Source organism: Nocardia sp. NPDC057227, assembly GCF_042669725.1.
Taxonomy (GTDB): Bacteria; Actinomycetota; Actinomycetes; order Mycobacteriales; family Mycobacteriaceae; genus Nocardia; species Nocardia asteroides_A.
Genome location: NZ_JBHUXA010000002.1, coordinates 289,223 through 303,181 on the forward strand (window position 1 = coordinate 289,223; position 13,959 = coordinate 303,181).

General features: G+C 72.3%; 10 protein-coding genes and 1 pseudogene. 8 read left to right on the forward strand and 3 right to left on the reverse strand.

What is annotated here, in order from left to right; genetic code table 11:
• Nucleotides 1–334: 334 nt before the first annotated feature.
• A pseudogene (locus ACFUJ1_RS04620) lies at nt 335–1,090 on the forward strand (adenylate/guanylate cyclase domain-containing protein); the annotation flags it as partial.
• A gap of 230 nt (nt 1,091–1,320) precedes the next feature.
• Here ACFUJ1_RS04620 and ACFUJ1_RS04625 read toward each other — a convergent pair.
• Both ACFUJ1_RS04625 and ACFUJ1_RS04630 read right to left on the reverse strand, forming a co-directional pair.
• Nucleotides 1,321–2,868 (reverse strand): LVIVD repeat-containing protein, encoded by a 1,548-nt coding sequence (locus ACFUJ1_RS04625; RefSeq protein ID WP_378642411.1) that lies wholly within the window; start codon nt 2,866–2,868, stop codon nt 1,321–1,323.
• A gap of 55 nt (nt 2,869–2,923) precedes the next feature.
• Entirely contained in the window at nt 2,924–4,243 is a 1,320-nt protein-coding gene (locus ACFUJ1_RS04630; protein ID WP_378642414.1) for a lipase family protein, read from the reverse strand.
• 440 nt (nt 4,244–4,683) lie between these two features.
• Between ACFUJ1_RS04630 and ACFUJ1_RS04635 the strand changes: the two genes are divergently transcribed.
• Nucleotides 4,684–5,262, forward strand: coding sequence for a hypothetical protein (locus tag ACFUJ1_RS04635; protein WP_378642417.1), 579 nt, complete (start codon nt 4,684–4,686; stop codon nt 5,260–5,262).
• Between the two features lie 47 nt (nt 5,263–5,309).
• Here ACFUJ1_RS04635 and ACFUJ1_RS04640 read toward each other — a convergent pair whose 3' ends face one another.
• Entirely contained in the window at nt 5,310–5,462 is a 153-nt protein-coding gene (locus ACFUJ1_RS04640; RefSeq protein WP_378642419.1) for a hypothetical protein, read from the reverse strand.
• A gap of 103 nt (nt 5,463–5,565) precedes the next feature.
• Here ACFUJ1_RS04640 and ACFUJ1_RS04645 point away from each other — a divergent pair, with 103 nt between their 5' ends.
• From ACFUJ1_RS04645 to ACFUJ1_RS04670, 6 genes are read left to right on the forward strand one after another with little or no spacing between them, the layout of a single operon-like run.
• The gene (locus tag ACFUJ1_RS04645) at nt 5,566–7,278 is read left to right on the forward strand and encodes an acyclic terpene utilization AtuA family protein (protein ID WP_378642422.1); all 1,713 of its coding nucleotides are present in this window, start codon (nt 5,566–5,568) and stop codon (nt 7,276–7,278) included.
• Entirely contained in the window at nt 7,275–8,426 is a 1,152-nt protein-coding gene (locus ACFUJ1_RS04650; RefSeq protein WP_378642425.1) for an acyl-CoA dehydrogenase family protein, read from the forward strand. The genes ACFUJ1_RS04645 and ACFUJ1_RS04650 overlap by 4 nt, the downstream gene beginning before the upstream one ends.
• Complete coding sequence (locus ACFUJ1_RS04655) at nt 8,423–10,021, forward strand: acyl-CoA carboxylase subunit beta (protein ID WP_378642427.1); 1,599 nt, start codon at nt 8,423–8,425, stop codon at nt 10,019–10,021. The genes ACFUJ1_RS04650 and ACFUJ1_RS04655 overlap by 4 nt, the downstream gene beginning before the upstream one ends.
• Before the next feature lie 10 nt (nt 10,022–10,031).
• Nucleotides 10,032–12,029 (forward strand): acetyl/propionyl/methylcrotonyl-CoA carboxylase subunit alpha, encoded by a 1,998-nt coding sequence (locus ACFUJ1_RS04660; protein WP_378642429.1) that lies wholly within the window; start codon nt 10,032–10,034, stop codon nt 12,027–12,029.
• Nucleotides 12,026–13,186 carry an acyl-CoA dehydrogenase family protein gene (locus ACFUJ1_RS04665; protein ID WP_378642431.1) on the forward strand — a complete coding sequence of 387 codons (1,161 nt, stop codon included), beginning with the start codon at nt 12,026–12,028 and terminating at the stop codon, nt 13,184–13,186. Before ACFUJ1_RS04660 ends, ACFUJ1_RS04665 begins: the two co-directional genes overlap by 4 nt.
• Nucleotides 13,186–13,956: an enoyl-CoA hydratase family protein gene (locus tag ACFUJ1_RS04670; RefSeq protein ID WP_378642434.1), complete on the forward strand. Its 771-nt coding sequence runs from the start codon at nt 13,186–13,188 to the stop codon at nt 13,954–13,956. Before ACFUJ1_RS04665 ends, ACFUJ1_RS04670 begins: the two co-directional genes overlap by 1 nt.
• Nucleotides 13,957–13,959 lie beyond the last annotated feature (3 nt).

Genomic DNA, 13,959 nt, shown 5'->3' on the forward strand with positions numbered 1-13,959 from the left:
ACCTCCGAGCCACCCGAGCCGACGTCCCTCGCCGCTCGGGTGCGGCCGCGATCTCACCGAGGTCGGGGCCCCGCATCGGCCACCACTGCCCGGTGGCCGTCGCCGCCGGCCCGGTGTGGCACCAGCCGCACCGGGCCCGGTGCGTTCATCGCCCTTTTCCGCCGTCGCGCTGCCGTTTCCCGGATACCTGTGACCTTCGGCCCCGCTTTCCGCCGATGCCCTGCGATACCCTCGCACCGTGAGACCGACATCCGGCGGTGCCGATCCCGAGCCGGAGCCGGAGGCGGTGACCGACGCCTCCGCGTTCGGCCGCCGCGCGCGGCTGGCCGAGCTGATGCACGCCACGAACCGGCGCCAGGAGATCATCGGCGCGCTGCGCCGGGCCAGGAGCAGGCTGCCGGGCGATCCGGCGTTCGGGGATCCGCTCTCGGTCACCGGCCCCGGTGGCCCGCGCGCCGTCGCCCGCGCCGCCGACCGGCTCGTCGGGGACACCCCGAGCGCGGCCCGCGAGGTCGGCTTCGGCGCGCTGCAGGTGTGGCAGGCCATGCTGGAGCGGGTCGGCCGCGGCCGCGGCAGCGAAGAGGTGACGGTGCTCTTCACCGACCTGGTCGCCTTCTCCCGCTGGTCGCTCACCGCCGGTGACCAGGCCACGCTCGACCTGCTGCGCCGGGTCGCGCTGGCCATCGAGCCGCCGGTGGTCGAGCGCGGCGGCACCGTGGTGAAGCGGATGGGCGACGGCCTCATGGCCGTCTTCGACTCCCCCGACCACGCGCTCGCCGCCGCCGTCGCCATGAAGCGCGCGCTCGGCGCGGTCGACTTCGGCGACTACCGCCCGCGCATGCGGATGGGGCTGCACACCGGCTCGCCGCGCGAGATCGGCGGCGACTGGCTCGGCGTCGACGTCACCATCGCGGCCAGGGTGATGGAGGCGGGCGGCAACGGGAACACCATGCTCTCCGAGGCCACCCTGCGCGCGCTGCAGCCGGAGACGCTGGAGTTGCTCGGCGGGCGGGTCAAGCCGTACCGGCGCGGGCTCTTCGCGGCGCCGCTGACCGGGGTGCCGGAGGATCTGCGGCTCTTCGTGCTGAGCGTGGGTGAACCGGGCGAGGGTTCGAGTGCGCGCCGGAACGCGGAATCGCGCACGAAGGGGCGCAGAGGTACGGGGCCGGAGGTCCCCGCGAAGGCGGCGAATGGGCGCAAGGGTGCGGAGCCGCCGACGCGTGCCGAGGCTACTGATGGCGCTGCCGCGCAGCGTGATCCCGCCGCGGCGGCGGCGCAGCAACGGCCGCGATCCGGCCGCAAGCGGGATTCCGCCGGGGACTAGGAGCCGACCGTCGTCTGCTGGTCCGGCGGCGGCGTGTACACCGCCGGGTCCAGCCGCAGCGTCTGGAAGGTGTTGTCCGAGCAGGTCACCCAGAGCTGGTTGCCGCGCCAGGTGGGCGGCGAGAAGCACAGGTCGGCGGATTGGTCCCCGGTGAGCCGGTCGCCGCGCACCCCGCCGAGCGCCTGCGCGGGGTCGAAGACCCCGGCGGAAAGCGCCTGGATCAGCGCGCCGGAGTTCAGCAGCGGGACCCCGGCGATCGAGAAGAGCGACTGCGGCGAGTTCGCCCCGGCCGGCTGCCCGGTGCGCGCGGGCGGGTTGTAGTAGGCGATCTCCCTGACCGCGCCCGGGTCGCGGACGTCGAACACCCGGATCCCGGAGGCGAGCCACCCGCAGGCCAGCGCGGTCGGGTCGCGCGGCCGGTCGGCGGTGCAGTAGTGCGCGTCGTAGGCGAACAGCGACCCGCCGAAGCTGGAGGCGAGCGCGGTGTCCTGATTGGACTGCAGGTTGATCTCCAGCTTGATCGAGTCGATCTGCCGCGGCCGCACCGGATCGGCGACGTCGAAGATCTTGACCCCGCCGGACCCGGCCTCGTCCACCACGAACAGGTGCGGCACCCCGCCGTAGGTGACCGGGACGGCGTGCTGGGTGGCGAACCCGTCGGTCCAGCTGGTGGCCGAGAGGGTCGGCACCCGCGGGTCGGGGTCGCGACGCTGCACCGCGGAGGTGTCGAGCACGGTGAGCCCGCCGAAGTTGTTGGCGAGGTAGAGCCGGTCGCCGTCCGGGCTGAAGCCGATGCCGTGCACGGAGAGCCCGGGCAGCCCCTGCCAGACGATCCGCGGCTGCGCCGGGTCGGTGAGGTCGATGGCGCTGAGCACGCCAGGTGCGGTCCCGGACGACCAGTAGGTGCGCCCGTCGGGGGAGAAGCCGCCCTCGTGCGCGATGATCGGCAGCGGCTGGTCGACGGCGGTGCCGGGCCCCGGGTTGAGCAGCCGGGGGTGCGCGCAGTCGGTGAGGTCGTAGACCGAGAGCAGCCCGGCCCCGGTGAGCAGCGGGACCCCGGCACCGACCAGGAGCTTGCGCCCCTCGTGCACCTTGAGCGTCTCCCAGGTGCCCGCCAGCATGGCCGGTTCGGTCAGGGTGGCGGTCGGTACCGGGTTCGCCGGATCGGAGACGTCGAGCACCTGCACGCCCGGGCTGGGCCCGGTGAGGCTGCCGGGGAAGAAGCTGCCGACGTAGACGCAGTGCTCGAAGGCGGCCGAGACGATGCCGCCGCCGGGGCCGTCGAAGCCGCCGATCCGGCTGATATTGCACCGGTACCCGGCGGCGCTGCGCCCGCTCGCGCGATCCGCGGCGGGCACCTCGCCCTGCAGCCCGGTCTCCGGCGCCGAGCCGGGGCCGCAGGCCGCCGGGGCGGCCGCGACATCCGCGACCGTCGCGATGTGGCTGATCCCGGAGGGCGGCGGCTGCGCCGCCACCACCCCGACCGGCAGCAGCACCGCTCCCGCCAGCACCGCCGCGACCCTGCGACTCCGGCTTGTTCCCATTACGCGCCCTCGATCCGAGATTCCGATTTCCGGAATGTTAGAACGATGTTTCCGCTCAGTCGATGGAGCAGCCGGAGATCGGCTTGTCCGCGAGCCGGTCGAGCAGGTACGCGATCACGCTGTTCGGGCTGAAACCGTCGATCAGCTCGGGGCCGAAGTGGTTCGGGATGGTGAATCCCGGCAGGATCGGCGGCAGCTCGTTGGTCCGGAACTCGACGGTGCCGCCGCGGCCGCACCAGTCGTTCGCGAGCTGCTTGGCCTGGCCGTACGGCACGGTGTCGTCATTGCGGCCGCTGGTGATCAGCACCGGTGCGTGCGGCTTCAGGGTGCCCACCTTCAGCTCGGCGAGCACGGGGGCGGCCTCGGGCAGGTCGGTCAGGTGCTCGCCGAGCGAGCGGCCGTCCACGGTGAGCGAATTGGTGCGCAGGAATGGGTGCCGGAAGATCAGGTCGCCGATGCAGGTCTCGCCGAGCGTGGCGAGCATGTCCTTGCCCGCCGGGCTGCTCACCCGCTCCAGCGCCAGCTGCAGCTCGGGGAAGCGGGCCAGCATGCCGTTGATGGCGTAGCCGATGGCGCCGCCGATCAGCGCGCCGTCGATCTTGTCCAGGATCGCCGAGAGGTCGGCCGTCGGGCCGCCCGCCCAGGTGCCCTTGAGGTTCAGCTCCGGCGCGTACTCCGGCAGCAGCTCGTTGGCGGCCGCGGTGGCCCCGCCACCCTGCGAGTAGCCCCAGAAGACCAGGGGGGTCTCCGGGCCGACACCGGCCAGGGTGTTGGCCGCGCGCGCGGCATCGAGCACGGCGTGACCCTGCTCGAACCGGTTTCCGTAGGTGTGGATGCCTGGCGTGCCGAGCCCGATGTAGTCCGGGATCACCACGTTCGCGCCGAGCCCGGCCCAGGCCGCCGACGAGGGCAGCTCCTGGTTGGCCGAGATGCTCGGCGACGGGTCCATGAAGGCGGTCAGCCCGGTGGAGAAGGCCACCGACATGGCGCAGCGATCGGCCTGGCCGGAGGTGCCCGGCGCGATCACAACGGTGGGGCGGGGGCCGGGGCCGAGCCACGGCCCGGCGGCGGCGATGTAGGTGCCGGTGGTGGCGACCGGCGAGCCGTCCTGCAGCGTGCTGCTGTACATGATCAGCTCGCCCTTGCCCGGCCAGCCCTGCTCGGTCGGCAGGGTGGCGAACAGCGACAGCGGCTGGGTCTTGATGATCGTCCCCGGCTGGGCCGGGACCTGCGCGGGCGGGACGTAGAAGGCGCTGACCGGCTCGGCCGTCGCCGGTGCCGCCACGGCCGCCGTGAGCCCGGCTGCGCAGGCGATCGCGAGTGCCGCCGCCGTCATCCGGCCCCGCCACCGCGAGCGCCGCTGCTGTCGATCCATCCGAACTCTCCCTGGCCACCACCCCGGCCCCTTCGCCGGAATGTCGTCGATCACTCCGGGGCCGGTCGAGTGCGACCGGTCACGAAAGAGACCCAACTGGACAGTAACATGGTTATCGGGAAGTGAGCCCTCGCGGTGTCAGCTCGCCGGGATCGCCGAGGGGGCAGGTTTCCGCAGTTCATTGGCGCAATCGGTCAGTGCGCGGGGCGACCGCTCGGTCCCCGATCCGGCGGACCGGTCGGAATCCGCCGTTTCGCGATCCGATCGCAGTAACGCCGTTACCGTAGACGCGGCACGCTTTCGTCCGAGCGCGACGCCCAGCCCCCCAGTCCCGGTGCGTCGTCGCCCTTACCTCGTCGAGGCGAATCGCGCGCGCCTTCGTGCCGCGCGGTCGTGGTCGGGCGAGCTGCCGCCGGTGTGGCATCGAGAACGGATGGAACATGGCAGTACGATCCGCGGACCTGCCCGAACGTGGTTTCGGCACCTACTCACCGACCGAATGGCTGGCGCACGCCCGCCGCTACGAACTGCGCTATCGATTAGTGGTCGTCGCGCCCGACGTGGCCGAGGTGGTGCACCACCTCGGCGGCTGGCTCTTCGACATGCGGGCCTCCGGGTGGGAGGTGATCGTCCCCGTCTCCGACCCCGCCGCCGTCCGCCCGCTGGAGATCCTCGGCGCCGTCCCGCTCGACCTGGAGCACTGGCCCGCCGCCGCCGTCCGCGAGATCCGGCCCGACGTCCTCGCCATCGCGGTCGACAGCTACCGCTCCGATCTGGTGCCGCCGCTCGGCGGCGGACACTCGGAGACGGTGCTGTGGGGCGGGCTGCCGCCCGAGGAACTCGGGTACCGCATGCGTCCGGCGCGGCACCGGGTGAGCGTCGCGGGACGGGCCTTCAAGTCCTGCGCGGTGCGCGCGTCCGGTGCGCGGGTGTCGGGGGACAGTTGTACGGAGACGTTCTGGGCGGGTGCGGAGGTCACCGGCGCCCGGCGGTTGCTGGAACTCGCTCCGGCGGGGTAGGGCTCGCCCGGCGCGGTCCGTTTCGGCGGGCCGCGCCGGCCCCGCTACTACCCCCAGACGAACGCCCCGACTCCAGCGAGCACCGCGCAAACCCCGAGCGAAACGGCCATCCACCGCGTGCTCTTCCACAGGGTGATCGCCCCGCCGAGCAGGAACCCGGCCAGCGCGAGAAGCAGAAGTACGGTGAGGTTCGAGGACACGCCCGCAGCCTACCGAACCCATTAACAAGCACGCGGGCTTGCTTTTTTATCGCCCCGGTGTGACGCTGTAAGCGCTACGACGCTTGCACAGGAGGGCACCCGCGTGACCAGTCTCGCGGCCGATCCGGAGCTGCTCCGGATCGGCAACTGTTCCGGCTTCTACGGTGACCGCGCCGTCGCCATGCGGGAGATGCTGGATGGGGGCGAACTCGACGTCCTCACCGGCGACTACCTGGCCGAGCTCACCATGCTCATCCTGGGCAGGGACCGGATGAAGGACCCAGCGCTCGGCTACGCCAAGACCTTCCTGCGCCAGGTCGAGGACTGCCTCGGCCTCGCCATGGACCGGCACGTGAAGCTGGTCGCCAACGCGGGCGGGCTGAACCCGGCCGGGCTCGCGGAGAAGCTGCGCGCGGTCGCGGAGCAGCTCGGCCTCCGGCCGAAGATCGCCTACGTCACCGGCGACGACCTGCTCGAGCGCGCCGCCGAGCTCGGCCTCGGCACCCCGCTCACCGCCAATGCCTACCTGGGCGCCTTCGGCATCGCCGAGTGCCTGCAGGCGGGCGCGGACATCGTGGTCACCGGCCGGGTCACCGACGCCGCGCTGGTGGCGGGCCCGGCGGCTGCCCACTTCGGCTGGGCCGCCGACGACTACGACGCGCTGGCGGGCGCGGTGGTGGCCGGGCACGTCATCGAGTGCGGCACCCAGGCGACCGGGGGCAACTTCGCCTTCTTCACCGAGATCGCGGACCTGAGCCGCCCCGGCTTCCCGATCGCGGAGCTGCGCAGGGACGGGAGCAGCGTGATCACCAAGCACCCCGGCACCGGCGGCGCCGTCACCGTCGACACCGTCGCGGCGCAGCTCGTGTACGAGATCCAGGGCGCCCGCTACGCCGGGCCGGACGTCACCGCCCGGCTGGACAGCATCCGGCTCAGCGAAGAGGGCAGGGACCGGGTGCGGATCGACAACGTGCGCGGCGAGGCGCCGCCGCCGACCACCAAGGTCTCGCTGAACACCCTCGACGGCTTCCGCAACGAGATGACCTTCGTCCTCACCGGCCTGGAGATCGAGGCCAAGGCGGAGCTCACCAGGAAGCAGCTGGAGACCTGGCTGCCCACCCGCCCGGCCGAGCTGGAGTGGTCGCTCGCCCGGCTGGACCGCCCGGACGCCGACACCGAGGAGCGCGGATCCGCGCTGCTGCGCTGCGTGGTCCGCGACCCCGACCCGAACAAGGTCGGCCGCGCCTTCTCGTCCGTCGCGGTAGAGCTGGCGCTGGCGAGCTACCCCGGCTTCACGCTCACCTCCCCGCCCGGCAACGGCGCGCCCTACGGCGTCTTCACGCCGGGGTACGTGCCCGCCGACGCGGTCAGACACACCGCGGTCCTGCCGGACGGCGCGGTGGTGCGGATCGGTGCGCCGCGAGCCACCCGCGACCTGGTAGAGCTCGCCGAACCCGAGCTGCCGGAGCCGCTCGAAGCAGCCGGCACCGAAAGGCTCCCGCTCGGCACGATCGCGCTGGCGCGCAGCGGCGACAAGGGCGGCAATGCCAATGTCGGCGTCTGGGTCCGCACCGACGAACAGTGGCGCTGGCTCGCGCACACCCTCACCGTCGACGCACTGCGCACCCTGCTCCCGGAGGCGGCGGAGCTGCCCATCACCAGGACCGTCCTGCCCAACCTGCGCGCGCTGAACTTCGTCATCCACGGCCTGCTCGGCAAGGGCGTCGCCTACCAGGCCCGATTCGACCCCCAGGCGAAGGGGCTCGGCGAATGGCTGCGGTCCCGGCACGTCGAGATCCCCACGGAGCTGCTGTGAACAATCCCTGGTCCACCCCGGAGCGGCGCGAGCTGCGCGGCACCGTCCGCGGCTTCGTGGAGCGCGAGGTGCTCCCCTTCCTCGACGAGTGGGAGCGGGACGGCGAGATCCCGCGCGAGCTGCACAAGAAAGCCGGCGCGCTCGGGCTGCTCGGCATCCAGTTCCCCGAGGCGGTCGGCGGCGCGGGCGGCGACGGCATCGACGCCGCGCTGGTCTGCGAGGAGATGCACTACGCGGGCGGCTCCGGCGGGCTCTTCGCCTCGCTCTTCACCTGTGGCATCGCGGTGCCGCACCTGGCCGCCGCCGGCGACCCGGAGCAGCTCGAACGCTGGGTGCGGCCGACGCTGGCCGGTGAGCTGATCGGCTCGCTCGCCATCACCGAGCCGGGCGGCGGCTCCGACGTCGGGCACCTGACCACCACCGCGGTCAGGGACGGCGACCACTACGTCGTCAACGGCGCCAAGACCTACATCACCTCCGGCTGCCGCGCCGACTTCGTCGTCACCGCGGTGCGCACCGGCGGGCCGGGCGCGGGCGGCGTCTCGCTGCTGGTCGTGGAGAAGGGGACGCCCGGCTTCACGGTGAGCCGCAAGCTGGACAAGATGGGCTGGCGCGCCTCGGACACCGCCGAGCTCTCCTACGTGGACGTCCGGGTACCGGTCGGCAACCTGGTCGGCCGGGAGAACAGCGGCTTCGCCCAGATCGCGCAGGCCTTCGTGAGCGAGCGGGCCGGGCTGGCGGCCCAGGCCTACAGCCAGGCACAGCGCTGCCTCGACCTGACTCTGCGGTGGTGCCGCGACCGGGAGACCTTCGGCCGGCCGCTGATCAGCAGGCAGGCGGTGCAGAACACGCTGGCCGAGATGGCCCGCCGGACCGACGTCGCCCGGGTCTACACCCGGCACGTGGTCGAGCGGGCCGCGGCGGGCGAGACCGACCTGATCGCCGAGGTCTGCTTCGCCAAGAACACCGCCGTCGAGGCCGGCGAGTGGGTCGCCAACCAGGCCGTTCAGCTCTTCGGCGGGCTCGGCTACATGCGCGAGGCCGAGGTCGAGCGGCAGTACCGTGATATCCGCATCCTCGGTATCGGCGGTGGCACCACCGAGATCCTCACCGCACTGGCCGCGAAGCGATTGGGGTACCAGTCATGACCGTGCTGCGCAGCACCGTCGACACCGCCGCGCCGGAGTACCTGGCCGCCGCCGACGCCATGAGCACCAAGCTGACCGAGGTGGAGACGGAGTTCGCCAAGGCTGTCGCGGGTGGCGGGCCGGACAAGCTGGCCAGGCACCGCAGGCGCGGCAAGCTGACCGCCCGCGAGCGCGTCGAGCTGCTCATCGACGAGGACTCGCCGTTCCTCGAGCTCTGCGCGCTGGCGGGCTGGGGCAGCGAATTCCACGTGGGCGGCAGCACCGTCTGCGGGATCGGCGTGGTCGAGGGCGTCGAGTGCATGATCGTCGCCCCGGACCCGACCGTGCGCGGCGGCACCTCCAACCCCTGGACGCTGCGGAAAACGCTGCGCGTCAACGACATCGTGCGGGAGAACCGGCTGCCGGTGATCTCGCTGGTCGAGTCCGGCGGCGCGGACCTGCCGACGCAGAAGGAGGTCTTCGTCCCCGGCGGGCGCATGTTCCGCGACCTCACCCGCGCCTCCGCGGCGGGCATCCCCACCATCGCGCTGGTCTTCGGCAACTCGACGGCGGGCGGGGCGTACATCCCGGGCATGTCCGACCACGTGGTCATGATCAAGGAGCGCTCCAAGGTCTTCCTCGGCGGTCCGCCGCTGGTCAAGATGGCGACCGGCGAGGAGTCCGACGACGAATCGCTCGGCGGCGCCGACATGCACGCCAGGGTCTCCGGGCTGGCCGACTACTACGCGGTGGACGAGCAGGACGCGATCCGGATCGGCCGCGCCATCGTCCGGCGGCTGAACTGGCGCAAGCAGGGGCCCGCGCCGCGCGCCGCAGTGCTCGAACCGCTCTTCGATGCCGAAGAACTGCTCGGCATCGTGCCCCCCGACCTCAAGATCCCGTTCGACCCGCGGGAGGTGATCGCCCGGATCGTGGACGGCTCCGAATTCGACGAGTTCAAGCCGCTCTACGGTTCCAGCCTGGTCACCGGCTGGGCCGAGCTGCACGGCTACCCGGTCGGCATCCTGGCGAACGCGCGCGGCGTGCTCTTCTCCGAGGAGTCGCAGAAGGCGACCCAGTTCATCCAGCTCGCCAACCGGAGCAACACCCCGCTGCTCTTCCTGCACAACACCACCGGCTACATGGTCGGGAAGGAGTACGAGCAGAAGGGCATCATCAAGCACGGCTCGATGATGATCAACGCCGTCTCCAACTCGACGGTGCCGCACATCTCGCTGCTCATGGGCGCCTCCTACGGGGCCGGGCACTACGGCATGTGCGGGCGTGCCTACGACCCGCGCTTCGTCTTCGCCTGGCCGAGCGCGAAATCCGCGGTCATGGGCGGGGCGCAGCTGGCCGGGGTCATCTCCATCGTTGGCAGGGCCGCCGCCGAGGCGCGCGGGCAGGGCTTCGACGAGGAGGCCGATGCCGGGATGCGGGCCATGATCGAGGCGCAGATCGAGGCGGAGTCGCTGGCCATGTTCATGTCCGGGCGGCTCTACGACGACGGCGTGATCGACCCGCGCGATACCCGCACCGTGCTCGGCATGGCGCTCTCCGCCGTGCACACCGCACCGATCGAGGGCGCCGCCGGCTTCGGCGTCTTCCGGATGTAGGGGCGTATTCATGACTGTCGAAACAGTTCTCGTCGCCAATCGCGGCGAAATCGCGCGGCGGGTCTTCGCGACCTGCCGCCGGATGGGGCTCGGCACCGTCGCGGTGTACTCCGACGCGGACGCGGCCTCGCCGCACGTCGCGGAGGCCGACGCGGCCGTCCGCCTTCCGGGCAACACCCCCGGCGAGACGTACCTGCGCGGCGACCTCATCATCGAGGCCGCGCTCGCCGCGGGCGCCGACGCGGTCCACCCCGGCTACGGATTCCTCTCGGAGAACGCCGAATTCGCCCGCACGGTCGAGCAGGCGGGGCTCACCTGGATCGGCCCGCCGGTCGAGTCGATCGAGCAGATGGGCTCCAAGGTCGCGGCCAAGAAGATGATGGACGCCGCCGGGGTCCCGGTCCTCGCCGAGCTGGACCCGGCGCAGGTCACCGCGGAGCTGCTCCCGGTGCTGATCAAGGCGTCGGCGGGCGGTGGCGGCCGCGGCATGCGCGTCGTCCGCGAGCTCGCCGAGCTGGAACCGCAGCTGGCGGGCGCCCGCCGCGAGGCGCAGTCCGCCTTCGGCGACCCCACCGTCTTCTGCGAGCGCTACCTGGAGACCGGCAGGCACATCGAGGTGCAGGTGCTCGCCGACACGCACGGCACCGTCTGGGCGGTCGGCGAGCGCGAGTGCTCGATCCAGCGCAGGCACCAGAAGGTGCTGGAGGAGGCGCCGTCGCCGCTGGTCGAGCGGGTGGACGGGATGCGGGCGCGGCTCTTCGAGGCGGCCGTGCTCGCCGCCGAGGCGATCGGCTACACCGGCGCGGGCACCGTCGAGTTCCTCGCCGACGAGCACGGCGACTTCTTCTTCCTGGAGATGAACACCCGGCTGCAGGTGGAGCACCCGGTCACCGAGTGCACCACCGGGCTGGACCTGGTCCGATGGCAGCTGGAGATCGCCGACGGCGCCGCGCTGCCCGCGCAGCCGCCCGCCCGGTCCGGCCACTCGATCGAGGTCCGGCTCTACGCCGAGGACCCGGCGCAGGACTGGCAGCCGCAGAGCGGCACCGTGCACCGGATCGCGATCCCCGGCGTGCTCGCCGAGTTCGACCTGCCTGCCCGCTCCGGCATCCGGCTGGACACCGGCGTGGTCGACGGCTCGGTGGTCGGCGTGCACTACGACCCCATGCTGGCCAAGGTCATCTCGGTCGGCGAGACCCGTGCCGAGGCGGCCCGGCTGCTCGCGAACGCCCTGCGGCGCGCGCAGCTGCACGGCCTGGTGACCAACCGCGACCTGCTGGTCCGGGTGCTGCGGCACCCCGCCTTCCTGGCCGGCGATACCGACACCGCCTTCTTCGCCACGCACGGCCTCGCCGCGCTCGCGGCCCCGCTCACCGACGCCGACGGCACCGAGCTCTCCGCCGTCGCCGCCGCGCTGGCCGACGCCGCCGCCAATCGCGCGGCGGCGCGGGTGGTGGCCGGGCTGCCGAGCGGCTGGCGCAACCTGCCCTCGCAGTCGACGGTCAAGCGGTTCGAGGGCAGGGACGGCGCCGTGCACGAGATCGGCTACCTGGTCACCCGCGGGGTGATCACGGTGGACGGCCACGACGGGCTCGAGGTGCTGGAGGCCGCCCCGGACCGGGTGGTGCTCGCGGTGCCCGGCGAGCGCGGGCCGGTGCGCAGGCAGTTCGCCATCGCCAGGTACGGCGACCTGGTCGCGGTGGATTCCCCGCTCGGCCCGGTGGGCTTGCGCAAACTGCCGCGCTTCACCGATCCCGCCGACCTGGTCGCCACCGGCTCACTGCTCGCCCCCATGCCTGGCACCGTGATCCGGCTCGGCGCCGAGGTGGGTGCCGCCGTCACTGCCGGCACCCCGATTCTCTGGCTGGAGGCCATGAAGATGGAGCACACCATCGCGGCCCCGGCCGACGGCGTGCTCAGCGCCGTGCACGTCGGCGTCGGCGATCAGGTCGACGTCGGCACCGTCCTCGCGGTGGTCGACCCCGCGGAATTCGAGGAGAACGCATGAGTTTCATTGAAACCGACGAGCAGAAGTCGCTGCGGCAGGCCGTCGCCGCGCTCGCGAGCAAGTACCCGTACCTGGACTACGTCCTGCCGAGGGCGCGCAACCACGAACCGTTGCGCGAACTCTGGGACGAGGCGGGCAAGCTCGGCTTCCTCGGGGTGAACCTGCCGGAGGAGTACGGCGGCGGTGGCGCAGGCATGTACGAGCTGGCGCTGGTGATGGAGGAGCTCGCCGCGCAGGGCGCCGGGCTGCTGCTCATGGTGGTCTCACCCGCCATCTGCGGCACCATCATCACCAGGTACGGCACCGAGGAGCAGAAGCGGGAGTGGCTGACCAAGCTCGCCGACGGCTCGGCGACGATGGTCTTCGGCATCACCGAGCCGGACGCGGGCTCCAACTCGCACCAGATCACCACCACCGCCCGCAGGGACGGCGGCGACTGGATCCTGAACGGCCGCAAGGTCTACATCTCCGGCGTCGACCAGGCCGAGGCGGTGCTGATCGTCGCCCGCACCGAGGACCACAAGACCGGCAAGCTCAAGCCCGCGCTCTTCATCGTGCCCACCGACGCCCCCGGCTTCGAGAAGACGGCGCAGGAGATGGACATCATCGAGCCGGACACCCAGTTCACGCTCTTCCTCGACGACGTCCGGCTGCCCGCGACCGCGCTGGTCGGCAGCGAGGACGCCGCGCTCATGCAGCTCTTCGCCGGGCTCAACCCGGAGCGCATCATGGGCGCGGCCATGGCCGTCGGCATGGGCCGCTACGCGCTGGACCGGGCCGTCGCGTACGCCCGCGAGCGCACCGTGTGGAAGACCCCGATCGGCGCGCACCAGGGCATCGCGCACCCGCTGGCACAGGCCAAGGTCGAGGTCGAGCTGGCCAAGCTGATGATGCAGAAGGCCGCCGTGCTCTACGACACCGGCGACGAGATGGGCGCAGCCGAGGCCGCCAACATGGCCAAGTACGCCGCGGGCGAGGCCAGCATCAAGGCGCTGGACCAGGCGGTGCAGACGCACGGCGGCGCCGGGCTCACCAAGGAGGTCGGGCTGGCCGCCATGCTGGCCGCGGCCAGGATCGCGCGGATCGCGCCGGTGAGCCGGGAGATGGTGCTCAACTTCGTCGCCCAGCACTCGCTGGGCCTGCCGAAGTCGTACTGATGGCCGAGCCGCTGGTGCGCTACGAGGTGGGCGCGGGTTTCGCCACGCTCACCCTCGACTCGCCGCACAACCGGAACGCGCTCTCCAGCAGGCTCGTCGCCGAGCTGCTCGCCGGGCTGGACGACGCCGCCGCCGACGACGCCGTGCGCGGCATCGTGCTCGCCCACACCGGCAACACCTTCTGCGCCGGTGCGGATCTCAGCGAGGCGAGCGACGCCGATCCGGCGGTCGCGGCGGATCAGCGCACCCGCGCCATGATCGGGGTGCTGCGCAGGCTGGTCGAGATCCCCAAGCCGGTGCTGGCCAGGATCGACGGCAATGTCCGGGCAGGCGGCATGGGCATCGTGGCAGGCTGCGACCTCGTGGTGGCAGGCCCGGGCAGCAGCTTCGCGCTCACCGAGGTGCGAATCGGGCTGGCGCCGTTCATGATCTCGCTGACCCTGCTGCCCCGGCTGGACCAGCGCGCCGCGAGCCGGTACTACCTGACCGGCGAGAAATTCGGTCCGGAGGTCGCGGCGGCGATCGGATTGGTGACCGTTGCCGCCGAGGATCCCGGTGCCGAGATCGCCCGGCTGCGCGCCGAGCTGCGCAAGGGCGCACCGCAGGGCCTGGCCGAGGCGAAACGCCTGGTCAATGCCGATATCCTGGCCAGTTTCGACCGCACGGCCGAGGAGCTCGCGGAGCGCTCGGCGAGCTTCTTCGGCACCGCCGAGGTGCGCGAGGGGATGACGGCCTTCCTGCAGCGCCGCCCGCCCTCCTGGGCAGAATGAGCA

Excerpts from the sequence above, each read along its gene's own strand:
- ACFUJ1_RS04635 (WP_378642417.1), top strand. The coding sequence starts at position 4,684 with ATGGCAGTACGATCCGCGGACCTGCCCGAACGTGGTTTCGGCACCTAC.
- ACFUJ1_RS04630 (WP_378642414.1), bottom strand. The coding sequence starts at position 4,243 with ATGGATCGACAGCAGCGGCGCTCGCGGTGGCGGGGCCGGATGACGGCG.
- ACFUJ1_RS04655 (WP_378642427.1), top strand. The coding sequence starts at position 8,423 with ATGACCGTGCTGCGCAGCACCGTCGACACCGCCGCGCCGGAGTACCTG.
- ACFUJ1_RS04660 (WP_378642429.1), top strand. The coding sequence starts at position 10,032 with ATGACTGTCGAAACAGTTCTCGTCGCCAATCGCGGCGAAATCGCGCGG.
- ACFUJ1_RS04665 (WP_378642431.1), top strand. The coding sequence starts at position 12,026 with ATGAGTTTCATTGAAACCGACGAGCAGAAGTCGCTGCGGCAGGCCGTC.
- ACFUJ1_RS04625 (WP_378642411.1), bottom strand. The coding sequence starts at position 2,868 with ATGGGAACAAGCCGGAGTCGCAGGGTCGCGGCGGTGCTGGCGGGAGCG.
- ACFUJ1_RS04670 (WP_378642434.1), top strand. The coding sequence starts at position 13,186 with ATGGCCGAGCCGCTGGTGCGCTACGAGGTGGGCGCGGGTTTCGCCACG.